Genomic DNA, 15,129 nt, shown 5'->3' with positions numbered 1-15,129 from the left:
CATGAATAGAAGTATGATTCGTTTCCTCCTCTCAAAATTGTTAATCATTGAAGCAGGACTGCTACTGATTCCCCTCATTGTAGCATTTATCTATCATGAACCCAATCAAAACCTGCTCTCAATTAGCGCTACAATTGGCATTCTCTTGGCAGTCGGACTTTTAGGCAGTTCTTTTAAGCCCAAAAATCATCATATTTATGCCAAAGAAGGGGTTTTAATTGTCGCCTTATGCTGGATACTTTGGTCCTTCTTTGGGGCGCTTCCTTTTGTTTTTTCAGGACAAATTCCTCATCTCATCGACGCTTTCTTTGAGATCAGTTCAGGCTTTACAACAACTGGAGCTTCTATCTTACCAGACGTCTCTGTTTTGTCACATTCCTTACTCTTTTGGCGTAGTTTTACCCACTTAATCGGAGGTATGGGAGTACTTGTCTTTGCTCTTGCTATTATGGAAAATAATAAAAATGGTCATTTGGAAGTAATGCGAGCAGAAGTCCCTGGTCCTGTTTTTGGTAAAGTTGTCTCTAAATTAAAGGATACTGCACAAATTCTCTATTTGCTGTATTTAGCACTTTTTGCTATTTTTGTAGTGATTTATTATCTGGCAGGCATGCCTCTATTTGATAGCTTTATCATTGCCATGGGAACAGCGGGAACAGGAGGCTTTAGTGTCTACAATGACGGAATTGCTCACTATAACAGCTCTCTCATTACGTATCTAGTCAGTTTTGGAGTACTTATCTTTGGAGTGAATTTCAATCTCTATTACTTTTTACTATTGAGGAAATTTAAAGCATCCTTTGGCGATGAAGAATTGCGAACTTATCTCATTATTGTAGCATCTGCAACGATTTTCATCTGCCTTAATGTCTTTCATATCTATCAAGACCTCTCTCAAACTTTGGAGATTTCATTTTTTCAAGTCTCTAATATTATTACTACAACCGGCTTTGGTTTTGGAGACATCACGGCTTGGCCACTCTTTTCTCAGTTCATCCTCCTCATTCTCATGTGTATAGGAGGTTCTGCTGGTTCAACCGCCGGCGGTTTAAAGGTAGTTCGTTGCTTAATGCTAGTTCGCATTGCTAAAAATCAAGTATTGTCCACCCTCTCACCAAAGCGGGTATTGACTCTGCACGTCAATCATAGTGTAATTGACAAAGACACTCAGCATAAAATTTTAAAATATCTCGTTTTGTATACGATGATTATCATCTTTCTCATTTTTATCGTTAGTTTAGACAATAATAACTTGATGACAGTCGTCAGTGCCGTTCTTAGCTGTTTCAACAACATTGGGCCAATGTTAGGAACAACTGATAGCTTTGCCATCTTTGGTCCTATTTCCAAACTCCTACTCTCTCTTACCATGATTGCAGGGCGTTTAGAGATTTACCCAATGATCCTGCTCTTTATGCCACAGACATGGTCCAAACGATAGCATATCACCTGAAAATCGCTGGTCATAAAACTAATATCTCAGACTGTAGACAAACCACCATTTTGGTAGGTTTGTCTTTTGTTTTCTAGAGGAAATGCTCCTTTGGATTGTTTTTTTATTTTCTTTTATCAACTAAGTCATAAATAAAATCCGTAAGAAACCTGAATTTCCTACGGCTTCGTTTGCCTATTCTTTTATAAATACAAAATTTTGGTGAATTAAAAATTTCATAATATTAAAATTCAAGAGCAAATATTTTGACAGGGTTAAATTCTGGGTGATAAAATAGTTCAAAATAAAAACGTTTTCAAATAAGAAATAATTTTATTCTGTAGCTTCACCAGCTCTGTTTATTAACCTACAAATGATTAAGGAGTACAGAACAATGCCTTTAGAAATAATTACTAAAGAAGCATTTAAGCAACATTATCAAAAAGCGAAACGAAAATCCTTTATCCAATCCGTAGAAATGTCTATTTTATTGAAAAAAGAGGATATAATGTTGAGTTCATTGGCTTCTTTGATAACAATCAATTACAAGTATCAGCATTATTATTTAGTACAAAAATGGCAGGTGGTCCATACCTAGAAATCAACTCTGGACCCGTTGTCACTAATTATAAGTTCTTGCCTAAATTTTATGAAGAGTTAAAAATCTATGCAAAACAATTAAATGCTATGGAGCTGGTTGTGAAACCCTATGATATTTATCAAGTCTTCAATAGTAAAGGCGATCCCATTAGTACAGAAAAGAAGGAACTTGTATCTATGCTCACCAACCTGAATTACCAATTTGATGGCTTGCAAAAGGACTATCCTGGAGGTGAAGGTGATTGGCATTTTGTAAAAGACCTAGATGACTTAACAGAAGAAACATTACTAAAGTCTTTTACTAAACACGGAAAATCATTAGTCAAAAAGGCTAAAACATTTGGTATAGAACTGCATAAACTTAAACGTAATGAGCTTTATAAATTTAAGCAGATTACTTCATCAACTTCTGAACGTCGCAACTATAATGATAAGACTTTAGATTATTATGAAAAATTTTATGATAGCTTTGGAAGCAATGCAGAATTTATTATAGCGAGCATAAATTTCAAAAATTATCTGGATCATTTACAAAATAATCAGGATGAATTATCTAAAAAGATTAAATTACTACAAGATTATCTTGAAGAAAACAACCATTCCTCTGAAAAAAAACTGAATCAATTTCGAGAACTATCTAGTCAATTTGAAACGTTTGAAATACTAAAAAACGAAGTATACCAACTATTAAAAAAGTATGGAGACAAAAGTACAATATTAGCTGGCAGTCTTTTTGTATACACTCCCCAAGAAACGGTCTATCTCTTTTCTGGATCCTATCCTGAATTTAACAAATTCTACGCACCCGCTCTTTTACAAGATTATGTAATGCGAGAATCAATCAAGCGAGGTATTCCCTATTACAACCTTTTGGGTATTACTGGTCATTTTGATGGTTCTGACAGTGTATTTCGTTTTAAACAAAATTTCAATGGTTATGTCCTGAGAAAAATGGGAACTTTTAGATATTATCCTTCCCCGTTTAAACATATAACTATTCAAATAATTAAAAAAATTTTAAATAGATAAATCCTAAAATACCTTCCATGGTTTTGCTACACTTGCTTAAAAAACCATGCAAACCAATATAAAATCTTCATTAGGTGTGTAATCCTAGTGAGATCTTTGTGATTAGTAATTTGTTGTGTTCATCTCAAAAAGCAACAATAACTCTTACTCATTCTCCGCTGAGATTGGTTTACTATCTACTTCTTATCAGATAAGCTATGATGATTCTATTTAAACACAAAAAAGAATGTTAGAGACAAACTAACATTCCATAATTTTTCACTCTGATTATATTATAGAGAAAGCATTTTTGCACTATTTTAAAGTTTACCGTATAGGAACTAAATGAAACAACAATTTAGTGCGTAGTCTCATCTTCGAAACATACTACATGTTATCTTTCACTACGACTGCTACCATTCTAGCTTTGGCACGCACCTGACCCGCTACTGTCATCTCCATTGCCACAATGGCTTTTCTTTGGCCTAGTTCTTCAAGTCGAGAGATGACCGTAATTTCCTCATCAATGGGCGTTGGACTTTTATAATCTATTTCCAAGCGAGCTGTGATAAATCGTCCAATGACCGTTTCTTCTGTCAAATCTAAGCCCTTATTTTGATGAGCAAACCAGGCTGCTGAAGCGGTGCCATGACAGTCAAAAATCATGGCAATCATACCGCCAAATAGATTAGCTGGAACACCACCGGTATACTGTTGAGCTGGTGTTATCTTGCTAATGCAGCTAGTTCCGTTTAGACTAGGGTAAGTTTTCAAATGCAAGCCTGACTCATTCTTAGGACCGCATCCCCAACAATGCTGGAATTGCTCACCATAAGTATCTTGAATAGCAATATTTCTTGTTTCCAAAACCATTTGTTCTCCTTTTCAAAATTAAATTTACAAGCGCTTTCATGATTATTATATCAGTCTTTAAATGAAGAGTAAATACGAAGTAGATTCAAGATATTTTAATCGTTCGTCTAAGCTGACTTTATAGAAAAGATAGTTAGATTTCACACAGCGAATGCCTTTAAAACTTTTCAATTTTCATTGAGTATGAGATGAACCGGCAACAAAAGGCCAGCAAGAAATATAAAAAACGAGCAACTTTGATTTTCTGTTAGTTAGAATGTCAAAATTATTCGTTTTTCTTATTTGTACTATTAAGTTATAGTATTTTATAAAGAATCTCTGGTTGACCTCTTTATAGAGGATGCGTCTCAACCTTTTTCTTTGTCTTCTGCATAATTGCGCTTCAAACTAAAAACATCTGGTACAGGATCATCTCCTCCTTCTGCCCAAGGATGACAACGCAAAATACGTGCAATTCCCATTAAGACACCTTTAGCACCGTGCTTTTCAATCGCTTGAATCATGTAATTTGAGCAAGTCGGCTGATAGCGACAAGAGGGTGGAAAGGCTGGCGAGATAAACTTTTGATAAAAACGCACTGGTTCGATAAAGATTTTTTTCATCATTTTTTCTTCGTCACAGCTAGGTTATGTAACTGGCTGACCTCTTTTTTATTGAGACGGCGAGCTTCACCCGGACGAAGACCAGTTAAATTCAAATGACCAAATTGCGTACGAGAAAGTTTATCTACTTGCAAACCAACAGCTTCAAACATCTTTTTCACTTGGTGATTTCGTCCTTCATGAATGGTCAACTGAACAACCGAACGATTCTTAACCGGGTCTACTTTCAGAATTTCGTAAACCGCTGGTTTGGTTTTTTTGCCATCAACTTCCACACCTTTGGTCAAGGGACGGAGAACTTCTTTATCAGCCACCCCCTTGACACGAGCTACATAGACCTTATCAATTTCATTTCGCGGATGAATCATCTCATCTGTAAAATCGCCATCATTTGTCAAAATCAAAGCACCTGACGTATCCCAATCAAGTCGACCAACTGGATAGATTCTCTCTGTGACATTTGGCAACAAATCAACTACCGTTGGACGACCTTTGTCATCTGTCACGCTAGAAATGACACCGCGAGGCTTGTTTAAGAGATAGTACACTTTTTCTTCATTGTAAATTGGCTGACCACTGACCTCAACACGATCACCTGACTTAATCGTCGTCGCCAACTCACGAACAACTTGTCCATTCACAGTGACAAGCCCTTGTTTTATCAACTCTTCTGCCTTTCTACGGCTCGCAATCCCAGCATGGGCAATATATTTATTGATTCTCATCCTCTATCCTTTCAGTAAATAGCTGACTTTCTTCTGCCATTAACTCTGTCTCTTCTACTATTGGCAATTCTTCTAAGCTATTAATTCCCATATAATCCAAAAAATAATCCGTTGTCACATAAAGATTTGGGCGCCCTAGCACTTCTTTTTTTCCATTTTCACGAATCAAGTCAAATATCTGCAACTTTGAAATCGCACCACTAGAATTGACCCCACGAATCTCATCCACTTCCATTCTCGTAATAGGCTGCTTATAAGCAATAATGGACAAAGTTTCCAAGGCAGCTCTTGATAAACTTTGATTGATAGGGGCTTTTGAATATTCCCGCAACAATTCAGCAAAATCTTGCTTGGTAACAATTTTATAAGTATTCGACGTCTCTAACAAGGCAAGACTTGAATCTTCATCTTTTTGATACTTTTCTGCCAATTTCTCCAAACTCTGTGTCACTCCCGTAGGAGGCAGAGAGAGGAGTTCTGCCAGTTGACGGACACGCAAGCCGTCCTCGCCCGCCACAAAGAGCAGGGCTTCAATCTCTGCTAACTTACTCATTTCTTTTTCCTATTAGATAAATATTCCCAAAACTTTCTTCTTGTATCACTTGAATTTCCTGAACTTTTACTAGTTCCAATGTCGCTAAAAATAAGGTAATCACTTCATTCATATCCTTTGTTTCTGAAAAAATGGCTTGCAGAGCAATTTTTTCTTGAGAATAACAGCGCTCACGTATCACATCCATCATGTCTTCGATTTTATATTCATCTTTGACAATCGTTGTATGACTTTGAGCAAATTCTTCTCTTTTTTGCGTTATCAATTTAGAAAAAGCCAAAAATAAATCAATCGTTGTCTTATCATGGAGCAATGTTGCATCTTCATACACCAATTCAATTTTAGGTTTGGAATAATAAAGAGCTCGTTCTTCATGTTGCTCCGCCATTTTCTCACCTAACAATTTGAATTTCCGATATTCCTCAATTTGAGAAAGCAAATCTTGCTCCAAATCTTCTTCAGTTTCTAAGCTATCAGCTACTTTAGGTAAGAGTTTTCGGCTTTTAATCAACATGAGCTGACTTGCCATTACCATGTATTCACCCGTCACTTCTAACTTCATAGCTTGAAGCGTCGCTACGTAAGCCAGATATTGCTCAATAACCTCTGTAATCGGCACATCATAGATATCCATTTGGTATCTTGACACCAAATGAAGCAATAAGTCCAATGGGCCTTCAAAATCTTTAATTTTTATGTCCATTATCTGTATTTTTCCAACGTCATCATTGTTTTCAAGCCTAAATTGCGCGCAATTTCATATATTTCTACGCCTTTTTCTCGCTGGCGTAAAATATATTGCTCCCGCAAACTCTGAGCTGATAAAGTAGCTTGATTTTTTTCAATCAAAAAAGCCTCTAATTGACGAAAGCCCCATTGCCGCGAATAGCTTTTTCCATTCTTTTCTAACAAGTAAGTTCCTTCCAGAGTTGTTTCCAATTCTCCAATCAATTGGTCTGGAATGGGCACAATGCGCTTTTGACCTGCTTTCTCAATGCGAATAATCTGAAAATCCAGATTGACATCTGCTACTTTCAACTGCAAAATTTCGCTTGGTAAAAGCCCCATTTCTAAAATGAGAAGCGCAATCAAGCGACCGTTGTATTGATTTGTATCTGCATAAAAATCAGACAAATCCAAAATTTCCGCATCGTGTTCTTTCGGGATTCCCACTTTTGGCAACTCCAAACGATAAAAGTCTGAAATCAATCGTTGCTTATATAAATAATGCAAAAATTGATTGACAGCAGATAATTTTCGTTTCTGAACAGAAGGTTTAAAGTCAGCGATAGAAGCTTGGTAAATCCGCAGATTGGTCTCTGTAATTTTTGCATGGGTCACATCTACGAATTGCTCCAAATCATAAAAATAAGCTGTTCTTGAATTCTCAGATAAATTTTTTCCTTCTAAAAAGGTGGTTATTTCTTCTTTCATTTTGGATGAATCTCGTATTCATTCGCAAAACTATGCAAAAGAGCATTAACTGCTTTTAGGATAGATTTACGTGTAATAATTCCTTGAAATGTATTGTCCCGATCAACAACTGGCAAGAAGGACTCATCTACTAACTTATGCAGCACTTCTGTCAATGTAAAAGCTGGACCAACTGTCAAATCATCTTTTTTTGCCATGTGCACAATATCGGTTGTCATAAACTCCTCATCAGGAATTTCGTGCTGCATCTGATAAGACAAGATATCTGTCAGCGAAATGGTGCCAACAAACTTTTTCTGATCTGTCACCACGGGTACTCGTGAGTAGGTCATCTGACTTAACAACAAAATAGCATGATCAGCATTGTGAGTATCAATCAAAACAGCCAAGTTTTCTGCCGGTGTTAAAAAAGTATCTTCTTGCTGTAAGAGAAAATTTTCAAATTCTTTGGCAATCATCGAGTAAACTCCTTTGATAGGCGAGAATACAGTTCGTGTTGACGCGTATAATAGTCCACTTGAAATGCATCATCACTAATCTCTACCTTAGCATAAAGTCGCTCATTGATAACACCGCGCGGTTGGCTGATAGAACCTGGATTTAAAAAGAGTGTTTTTCCTTCCATCCACGCATCTGGAATATGTAAATGCCCATACAAACAAATATCTGCATTTACCTCTTGTGCCCAGAGATCCAATTTTTGAAAACCAAAATTGATCTGTTGAAGATGTCCGTGAGTTTGCGCAATAATGGTGCCGTTTAAGTCTGTCACTAAGCGATTTGGATAACCATCATAGAAATCCATGTTCCCAGCTACAACGTAAATCCCTTGCCATACTTCATCATCACTTGGCAATTCAGAATCACCATTATGAAAAATAGCATCTACTTTCCCAAGATAACGTGCCTTTATCTCTTCTACAATAGCTCGATCGCCATGAGAATCACTCATTACGATGATGGTTTGTTTTGCCATGCTGGAAATACCTCCACTAATTTTTGAACTGCTTGAGCTCGATGTGATTGAGCATTCTTTTCTTCCATTGTTAATTCAGCAGATGTTTTGCCTGTCTCCCCTACTAAAAATAGCGGATCATAGCCAAATCCATTTTCACCTTTCGGCTCAAAATTGATATAGCCTGGCCAGTCAGCCTCTACGACCAGACTTTCTTTGTCAGGACTTGCCACTACCAGAGTGGTATGAAACTGTGCAGAGCGATCTTTCAAGTCGAAAACCATTGCTAATTCATGTAGCAATTTTGCATTGTTTTCTAAGTCTGTTGCATCATTTCCAGCAAAGCGAGCAGACCAAACTCCAGGAAGACCACCTAGTGCATCCACTTTTAAGCCTGAGTCATCCGCCAATACCATTTTGCCAGTCAGCTTAGAAATGGTCTCCGCTTTCAAACGAGCATTTTCTTCAAAAGTCATTCCAGTTTCTGCTACCTCTGGCAAATCAGGATAGTCATTCAGGTTTTCAATTTTGTAGCCTAATTTTTCAAATATTTTACGAAATTCAGCAGTTTTTCCTTCATTGCGAGTAGCGACTAAAATCGTATCTCCGACTGTCAAACCTGACAAGTCTTTCTGAGAAAAGAAATCATTCAGCTGAATCCCATTTTTAGGCAAATGCACTAAAACTAACTGTTCCTTTTCCGTAATTAGAATAGCACCTTTATGAAATTGTGCCTGAAACTGTGAATCTTGGTTCTCGTTAATCATTTGCAAGACAAATTGAACAAAAGACATCATGGAGTTATATTGAATCACTGCAACAGAAAAAGACTGCTCTTCAACTACTAATTGACAGAGTTCTTCTTCCATACGACTGAGTTCTTCCGAATCAACATCCTTAAAATGGAAAGTTTCGCCACGAGAAGACCATTCTCCAACATACCAATCTTGAGTATCTTTATACTCATAAATTTTGCTACTCATAAGGTCACATGCTCCACATTTATTTCTTTGTTTAACCACGTTTCTGCAATTTCAGCAAAACTTTTTGCATTTGCTGTTGTAAAAAAGCGGTGTTGAGGAAGTTCTCCTTCTCTGCTGTGATTGATTTCAAAATAATTGAGCAAAACAGAAATGTCCCGCACGCATTCTGCTCCACTATCAATCAGTTTCACTGTTGATCCCATTACATTTTGAATGATTGGTTTTAGCAAAGGATAATGCGTACAGCCTAGCACTAAAGTATCTACCTTGCCTTTTAACGGCATCAAGCTCTCATAGACCACTTTTTTCGTAATGCTAGACGACAGCTCGTTAGACTCTACCAGTGGGACAAACTTGGGACAAGAAAGACTTGTCACCTCCACTTCCGGTAAGAGACGCTCGATTTTTTGCCGATAAATATCTGATTGAATCGTCATTGGCGTTCCAATAATGCCAATCGTCCCATGTTGAGAGGCTTTAATTGCTGCACTAGCTCCCGGTAAAATCACTCCCAAAACTGGAATATCCAATTTTTCTTTGATTTCTTCCCAAACCACAGCAGTAGCTGTATTGCAGGCGAGAACAATCATTTTGACATTTTGGGTTAAAAGGAATTGTACCAATTGCCATGTGTATTCCCGAATTTGCTCTGCAGGTCGGGGACCATAAGGAGCACGTGCAGAATCGCCAATATAAATGACTTCCTCATGTGGAAGTTGCCGCATCAGCTCACGAACAACTGTCAAACCGCCCACGCCTGAGTCTAAAAAACCAATTGGTCGATTATCCATAAGTTCTTCTTTCTAAAGAAGGGACTGGGTGCAAGTCCCAAATCCCCATTCATTTATCTCTTTAAAAATCAAATTTTATACTGTTTTAACAGCTTATTTTTTCTTTTTAGCATTTTCAAGTGCTGCTTTTTGTTGATTTTTAATTTGACGATACACTTGTTGTACCTTTGCTTCATTTGGCTTTTGTCCATTTGCAGATAGCATCGTACGAACCGCATCAATATTCAAACGTGGATTGTCTGCAAATTCTTTTTCAATTTGTTTGCGAACTAGATACATTCCAGCGAGCATGCCACCAAAAAAAGCCACAATAATCAACAAAATAGCTAATAGTAAATTCATAAATATGTAATCCTCTTTTCCCTTTTTACATCTTCTTATTATATCAAAAATTGTCTATTTTTCAAAATCAAAGCCATACAAAGTTGCGAAGTAATCCTCTGGTATTTCAGCACGCCGAATCATTCGTACACCGCCGTCTTCTTCCAGTAAAATTTCAGCTGAACGAAGTTTAGCATTGTACTGATGGCCCATTGAAAAACCATGTGCTCCTGTATCGTGAATCACTAAGGTATCCCCAATATTAGTAATCGGCAGTTCGCGCTGAATGGCAAATTTATCATTATTTTCACAAAGACTGCCGACCACATCCACTATTTCTGTCGGTCCGTCTGGGTGATCCATATTTGTAATATGATGATAAGCGCCATACATAGCAGGACGCAGCAGGTTCACTGCTGAAGCATCTACACCAATGTAAGTGCGATAAGTCTTCTTTTTATGCAATACTTTCGTCACCAATAACCCATGAGTGGCCAGCATAAAACGTCCCAGTTCCGTAAAAATTTTAACCTTTCCTAAACCTGCAGGTATTAAAATTTCCTCATAAACTCGGCGAACTCCTTGCCCAATCGCTAAAATGTCATTTGCTTTTTCTTCTGGACGATAAGGAACGCCTACTCCGCCTGAAAGATTGATAAAATCCAAGTCCACATTGGTCTCAGCTACGACCTCAACGGCTAATTCAAATAGCTGACGGGCTAATTCAGGATAATAATGATTCGTAACAGTATTAGAAGCTAATAAGGCATGAATCCCAAATTTTTTAACGCCCAAATTTTTTAAATCTTTAAATGCTTGGATGAGTTGTTCTTTGGTCATCCCGAATTTGGCTTCTTCTGGAGAATCCATAATATCTGTTCCCAACTCAAATACACCGCCTGGGTTATAGCGGCAAGAAATGATTTCTGGAATGCTCGCCACTTCCTGTAAAAATGCAACATCTTCATAAGCATCAAGATTGATAGTAGCTCCCAATTCACGCGCAAATTGCATTTCTTTTGCAGGTGTGTCATTGGACGAAAACATCATGTCATTTCCTGAAAAACCTACTTTTTGGCTCATCAAAAGTTCTACATAGCTGGCACAATCTACTCCACAACCTTCTTCTTTCAAGATTTTCAAAATAGTCGGATTCGGAGTTGCTTTCACTGCAAAATACTCTTTAAATCCTTGATTCCAAGAAAAGGCTTTCTGAAGCGCACGAGCTGTCTCACGAATTCCTTTCTCATCATATAAATGAAATGGAGTTGGAAATTGAGCAGTGATTTCAGCTAACTTTTCGCGACTAAGAAATGGTTCTTTCATAGCTAGTCTCATACTTTCTTTTCATTTGCTTTATTATATCATAAAAAAAGAAGCTGAAACCAGTCCAACTTCTAATTCTTACTTTTAATTATCTCTTCCAAAGATACGAAGAATGCTGAGGAACAGATTGATAAAATCAAGGTAAAGGCTTAAGGCGAGTGAAACTGCCCAACCAGCCGCTACATTTCCGCCTGATTGCTCATAGACATATCGGATTCTTTGATTATCCCAAGCAATCAATCCAGAGAAGATAATCACACTAATAATGCTAATGATGAAATCTAGTCCAGAACTTCTAAGGAAAATATTCACCAAACTAGCGATGATAACTCCAATTAGACCTGCAATAAAGGCTCTGCCCAGACCAGACAAATCCTTCTTAGTAAATTTACCAATCAGTGCCATCGCAAAAAACATTGCAGAAGAAGTAACAAAGGCTGCTAAAACCGTTGCTTGTGTGTAAAGAGCCAACACTAAACTAATCGTAAAACCATTTAAAGCCGAATAAACTAGAAAAGTTGGCAACGCAGCTGGATTGTTTTTAGCAGACATCCCTGAAGCCACCCAGACAAGAACCAACTCAGCAAAAATTGCCAAATAAAAAATCCAACTATTCGCCATTATTACTGAATAAATCACATCTTGAAATATTGTTAACATCAAAGCCGAGACAAGGGCAGAAATGCCAATCCCCATACCGACTAATGAATAAACTTTAGCGTAAAAACTATTGATACCACTATTTTCTTGAATAACTGTATTGTTCATAAGCTCTCTCCTTTATTATGATATGCTACGATTTTAACATTTTTCGATGGAAAAGTCTTCTTTTAGCCATTCTTTTCCGAACTGGCGCCATGGCTTCCTTGATTGCCCAGTATTTATCCACCATAGTGACAATATAGCCTTCTTTATACCGTGGCGGCGCCAATGTTGCTCCCCACATGTGTTTGATAATGATGTCTTCTTCTACTTTATTTAAATTGGTTACTTTCCGTGCATTTCGTACTGCTAAACGAGGGTGTACCCAAGCATGGCTTTTATTAAATTTCGTTTCCCGCCAATCATAGTAAAACATGTCGTGCAGAAGTCCGCCACGTGCGGTACTTTTTGCATCCCAACCTAATTTTTTAGCAATTTTATAGCTCGTATAACTAACATGAATCGAATGTTCTAAACGATTGGAATAAATATGGTGTGTTATGGTTTTTAATTTCTGGACGCGTGGTTGAGCAATCAATTGTCCAACATGCTCCATATACTCTTTGTCTTCTTTATAAAGCATAGAACCACCTCCATGTGCTTCTAATTATAAATATATTTCTAAATTTTAGCTTAAAGCAAAGATGAGAATGCCTGCTGCCACGGCGACATTTAAACTCTCAGCTCGTCCTTTCATCGAAATATGAATGAGGTAATCAGCTGCTTCTGCCATTTCAGAACTAATCCCCTGACCTTCATTTCCCAACACAAGAGCAAAATTCGACAGTGGTGCTAACTTCCGATAATCCATCGAATCTTTTGAAAGCGTTGTTGCCAATATCGGCAATTGTGCCTGTTTAGCAAGGTCAAGAAAATCTGCTGTTTTTACTCGGTAAACAGGCAAATGAAAATGGCTGCCTTGCATGGAACGCAGAGTTTTCAGATTGTAAATATCTGCTGAATGCTGCGAAATAAACACCCCATCATAGCCAGCCGCATCAGCTGTTCGGATAATCGTGCCCACATTCCCCGGATCTTGCACATCTTCTAAAAAAAGATATTTCCCTTTGAGAACTGAAGGAATCGTCGCTTCCTCAAAAGCAAGCTCTGCTACAATACCCTGCGGTGTTTTGGAATCAGCCAAATCCGCCAAAATTTCTGCCGTCACTACATGAACTTGAGGAAAATCCTGCACTCTGTCGACAAATTCTTCTAAAACAAAGATATGCCGAATTTTAGCTTGTGCATTGACTGCTTCTTCAAATAAATGCCAGCCTTCAATCAAATAAGAATCTTTTCGATATTTTTTTTGAAGTAATTTTTTAGTATTTTTTACCACATTATTAGCTTTTGAGGTTATAATATTCATAGAACTATTATATCACAAAAAGGAGGCTCACATGCAAAAAGTAAGAATGATTGCGCAAGGTCGTGTGCAAGGTGTCGGCTTTCGTTGGGGTGTTTACACACTTGCCAAAGAAATCGGTGGTATCACCGGTCGTGTCTGGAATAATGAAGACGGAACTGTAGAGATTTTAGCACAAGCGAAGAATTCTGCCCTCATGGCAAAATTTATCCAAGAAATCCGCAAAGGACCAACGCCATTTTCAAAAGTCAGCTATTTAGATGTCACAATGGCTAATTTTGATTCCTATTCAGATTTTAAAATTGCAAATTAGGTCTCAAGAACTATTGTATATTTAGGAAAAAAACAGTAGAATAGAAAGGTATTATTTTTTAGAAAAAGGAAACAAACACGTGAAAAAATTAAATCGTATTTTATTCTCAGGGTTAGGGCTGTCTATGCTTCTGCTACTCTCAGGATGTGTACAAGTCAAAAATGGTAAGCCTGCTGGATTTGTCTGGGATATTATCGGAAGACCAATGAGCCTTGCCATTCAGTATTTTGCTAATAATATGGGGCTTGGTTTTGGTGTTGCCATCATCATTGTTACTTTGATTGTCCGCTTGATTATCCTTCCGCTTGGACTTTATCAGTCTTGGAAATCAACTTACCAATCAGAAAAGATGAATTATTTGAAGCCTATTTTTGAACCTATCCAAGAACGCATGAAGAACGCTGAAACACAAGAAGAAAAACTGGCTGCTCAGCAAGCTCTCATGGCTGCTCAAAAAGAAAATGGTGTCAATATGCTCGGAGGTATCGGATGTCTTCCTCTCCTGATTCAATTACCATTTTTCTCTGCCCTTTATTTCTCTGCTCAATACACTGAAGGAGTAGCTAAGAGTGTCTTCCTAGGAATTCCACTCGGAAAAGCCAGCATTCTTCTCACCATTATTGTCGGAATTTTGTATTTCATTCAATCTGCTTTGACCCTTGTGGGCGTTGATGAGGTTCAAAAAGAGCAAATGAAGAAAATGATGTACATGAGCCCGCTCATGATTGTCATCTTCTCGTTCACAGCTCCAGCAGGTGTTACACTTTACTGGGTAGTCGGTGGTTTCATCATGATTATCCAACAATTGATTATCAATCATTACATCCGTCCTCAACTCAGAAAACGCGTAGCTGAAGAATATAAAAATAATCCGCCTAAAGCCATTAAAAATTCTGGTCGTAAAAAAGATGTAACACCTCAAGCACAGGCCGTTATTGAAAATAGAAAACAAAATAAAAAGAAAAATCGTAACGCTGGAAAACAACGTTCAAGATAAGCAAAAAAGCTGGAACAATCATGTACTGCCCCCAAAAAGTTAGACAAAAAATATTAGTGAAAGGATTTAGTTCTGTACTGCACAGGACTAAGTCCTTTTAGTTTTGTTTTAATCCGTTTATTGTTGTAATAAACAATATAAGTTGCAA

19 protein-coding genes and 1 pseudogene are annotated in these 15,129 nt (G+C 37.5%); 4 read left to right on the top strand and 16 right to left on the bottom strand.

Annotated features, from left to right (window positions below; genetic code table 11):
• Position 1 precedes the first annotated feature (1 nt).
• Positions 2-1,441, top strand: coding sequence for a TrkH family potassium uptake protein (locus IYQ23_RS08330; protein ID WP_195674632.1), 1,440 nt, complete (start codon positions 2-4; stop codon positions 1,439-1,441).
• A gap of 385 nt (positions 1,442-1,826) precedes the next feature.
• Positions 1,827-3,061 (top strand): annotated as a pseudogene (locus IYQ23_RS08325) (aminoacyltransferase).
• A gap of 366 nt (positions 3,062-3,427) precedes the next feature.
• Here the strand turns inward: IYQ23_RS08325 and IYQ23_RS08320 are convergent.
• From IYQ23_RS08320 to IYQ23_RS08250, 15 genes are all read right to left on the bottom strand, one after another.
• Positions 3,428-3,913 carry an acyl-CoA thioesterase gene (locus tag IYQ23_RS08320; protein WP_117644234.1) on the bottom strand — a complete coding sequence of 162 codons (486 nt, stop codon included), beginning with the start codon at positions 3,911-3,913 and terminating at the stop codon, positions 3,428-3,430.
• 347 nt (positions 3,914-4,260) lie between these two features.
• On the bottom strand, positions 4,261-4,515 hold the full coding sequence (gene yidD, locus IYQ23_RS08315; protein WP_003031659.1) for a membrane protein insertion efficiency factor YidD: 255 nt from the start codon (positions 4,513-4,515) through the stop codon (positions 4,261-4,263).
• The gene (locus tag IYQ23_RS08310; protein WP_003023648.1) at positions 4,515-5,240 is read right to left on the bottom strand and encodes a pseudouridine synthase; all 726 of its coding nucleotides are present in this window, start codon (positions 5,238-5,240) and stop codon (positions 4,515-4,517) included. The genes yidD and IYQ23_RS08310 overlap by 1 nt, the downstream gene beginning before the upstream one ends.
• Positions 5,227-5,793 (bottom strand): SMC-Scp complex subunit ScpB, encoded by a 567-nt coding sequence (gene scpB, locus IYQ23_RS08305; protein ID WP_003023645.1) that lies wholly within the window; start codon positions 5,791-5,793, stop codon positions 5,227-5,229. Before scpB ends, IYQ23_RS08310 begins: the two co-directional genes overlap by 14 nt.
• Positions 5,786-6,496, bottom strand: a complete 711-nt coding sequence (locus tag IYQ23_RS08300; RefSeq protein ID WP_003023644.1) for a segregation/condensation protein A — start codon at positions 6,494-6,496, stop codon at positions 5,786-5,788. The genes scpB and IYQ23_RS08300 overlap by 8 nt, the downstream gene beginning before the upstream one ends.
• Complete coding sequence (gene xerD / locus IYQ23_RS08295; RefSeq protein WP_195674631.1) at positions 6,496-7,227, bottom strand: site-specific tyrosine recombinase XerD; 732 nt, start codon at positions 7,225-7,227, stop codon at positions 6,496-6,498. The genes IYQ23_RS08300 and xerD overlap by 1 nt, the downstream gene beginning before the upstream one ends.
• On the bottom strand, positions 7,224-7,685 hold the full coding sequence (gene cbpB, locus IYQ23_RS08290; RefSeq protein WP_195674630.1) for a cyclic-di-AMP-binding protein CbpB: 462 nt from the start codon (positions 7,683-7,685) through the stop codon (positions 7,224-7,226). The genes xerD and cbpB overlap by 4 nt, the downstream gene beginning before the upstream one ends.
• Complete coding sequence (locus IYQ23_RS08285) at positions 7,682-8,203, bottom strand: metallophosphoesterase (RefSeq protein ID WP_195674629.1); 522 nt, start codon at positions 8,201-8,203, stop codon at positions 7,682-7,684. Before IYQ23_RS08285 ends, cbpB begins: the two co-directional genes overlap by 4 nt.
• Positions 8,179-9,165: a nucleoside-triphosphate diphosphatase gene (locus tag IYQ23_RS08280; RefSeq protein ID WP_195674628.1), complete on the bottom strand. Its 987-nt coding sequence runs from the start codon at positions 9,163-9,165 to the stop codon at positions 8,179-8,181. Before IYQ23_RS08280 ends, IYQ23_RS08285 begins: the two co-directional genes overlap by 25 nt.
• The gene (gene racE / locus IYQ23_RS08275; RefSeq protein WP_195674627.1) at positions 9,162-9,956 is read right to left on the bottom strand and encodes a glutamate racemase; all 795 of its coding nucleotides are present in this window, start codon (positions 9,954-9,956) and stop codon (positions 9,162-9,164) included. The genes IYQ23_RS08280 and racE overlap by 4 nt, the downstream gene beginning before the upstream one ends.
• A gap of 93 nt (positions 9,957-10,049) precedes the next feature.
• Entirely contained in the window at positions 10,050-10,298 is a 249-nt protein-coding gene (locus tag IYQ23_RS08270; RefSeq protein WP_003031614.1) for a YneF family protein, read from the bottom strand.
• Between the two features lie 54 nt (positions 10,299-10,352).
• Positions 10,353-11,603: a diaminopimelate decarboxylase gene (locus IYQ23_RS08265; protein ID WP_195674626.1), complete on the bottom strand. Its 1,251-nt coding sequence runs from the start codon at positions 11,601-11,603 to the stop codon at positions 10,353-10,355.
• Positions 11,604-11,687: 84 nt separating this feature from the next.
• On the bottom strand, positions 11,688-12,371 hold the full coding sequence (locus tag IYQ23_RS08260; protein WP_003029961.1) for a Bax inhibitor-1/YccA family protein: 684 nt from the start codon (positions 12,369-12,371) through the stop codon (positions 11,688-11,690).
• A gap of 25 nt (positions 12,372-12,396) precedes the next feature.
• Positions 12,397-12,888 carry an HDIG domain-containing metalloprotein gene (locus IYQ23_RS08255; protein ID WP_003029959.1) on the bottom strand — a complete coding sequence of 164 codons (492 nt, stop codon included), beginning with the start codon at positions 12,886-12,888 and terminating at the stop codon, positions 12,397-12,399.
• Between the two features lie 45 nt (positions 12,889-12,933).
• On the bottom strand, positions 12,934-13,674 hold the full coding sequence (locus IYQ23_RS08250; RefSeq protein WP_195674625.1) for a TrmH family RNA methyltransferase: 741 nt from the start codon (positions 13,672-13,674) through the stop codon (positions 12,934-12,936).
• Between the two features lie 31 nt (positions 13,675-13,705).
• Between IYQ23_RS08250 and IYQ23_RS08245 the strand changes: the two genes are divergently transcribed.
• Both IYQ23_RS08245 and yidC read left to right on the top strand, forming a co-directional pair.
• Positions 13,706-13,984, top strand: coding sequence for an acylphosphatase (locus IYQ23_RS08245; RefSeq protein ID WP_022526596.1), 279 nt, complete (start codon positions 13,706-13,708; stop codon positions 13,982-13,984).
• 79 nt (positions 13,985-14,063) lie between these two features.
• The gene (gene yidC / locus IYQ23_RS08240) at positions 14,064-14,981 is read left to right on the top strand and encodes a membrane protein insertase YidC (protein ID WP_022526595.1); all 918 of its coding nucleotides are present in this window, start codon (positions 14,064-14,066) and stop codon (positions 14,979-14,981) included.
• A 53-nt stretch (positions 14,982-15,034) separates the two neighbouring features.
• On the opposite strand, the gene IYQ23_RS08235 is transcribed toward yidC, so the two are convergent.
• Positions 15,035-15,129, bottom strand: a 95-nt coding sequence (locus IYQ23_RS08235; protein WP_150861093.1) for an IS3 family transposase, incomplete at its 5' end; no start/stop codon positions are given.

It is taken from the genome of Streptococcus sp. HF-100, assembly GCF_015594635.1.
Taxonomy (GTDB): domain Bacteria; phylum Bacillota; class Bacilli; order Lactobacillales; family Streptococcaceae; genus Streptococcus; species Streptococcus vaginalis.
This window is presented reverse-complemented; position numbering and strand designations above follow the sequence as displayed.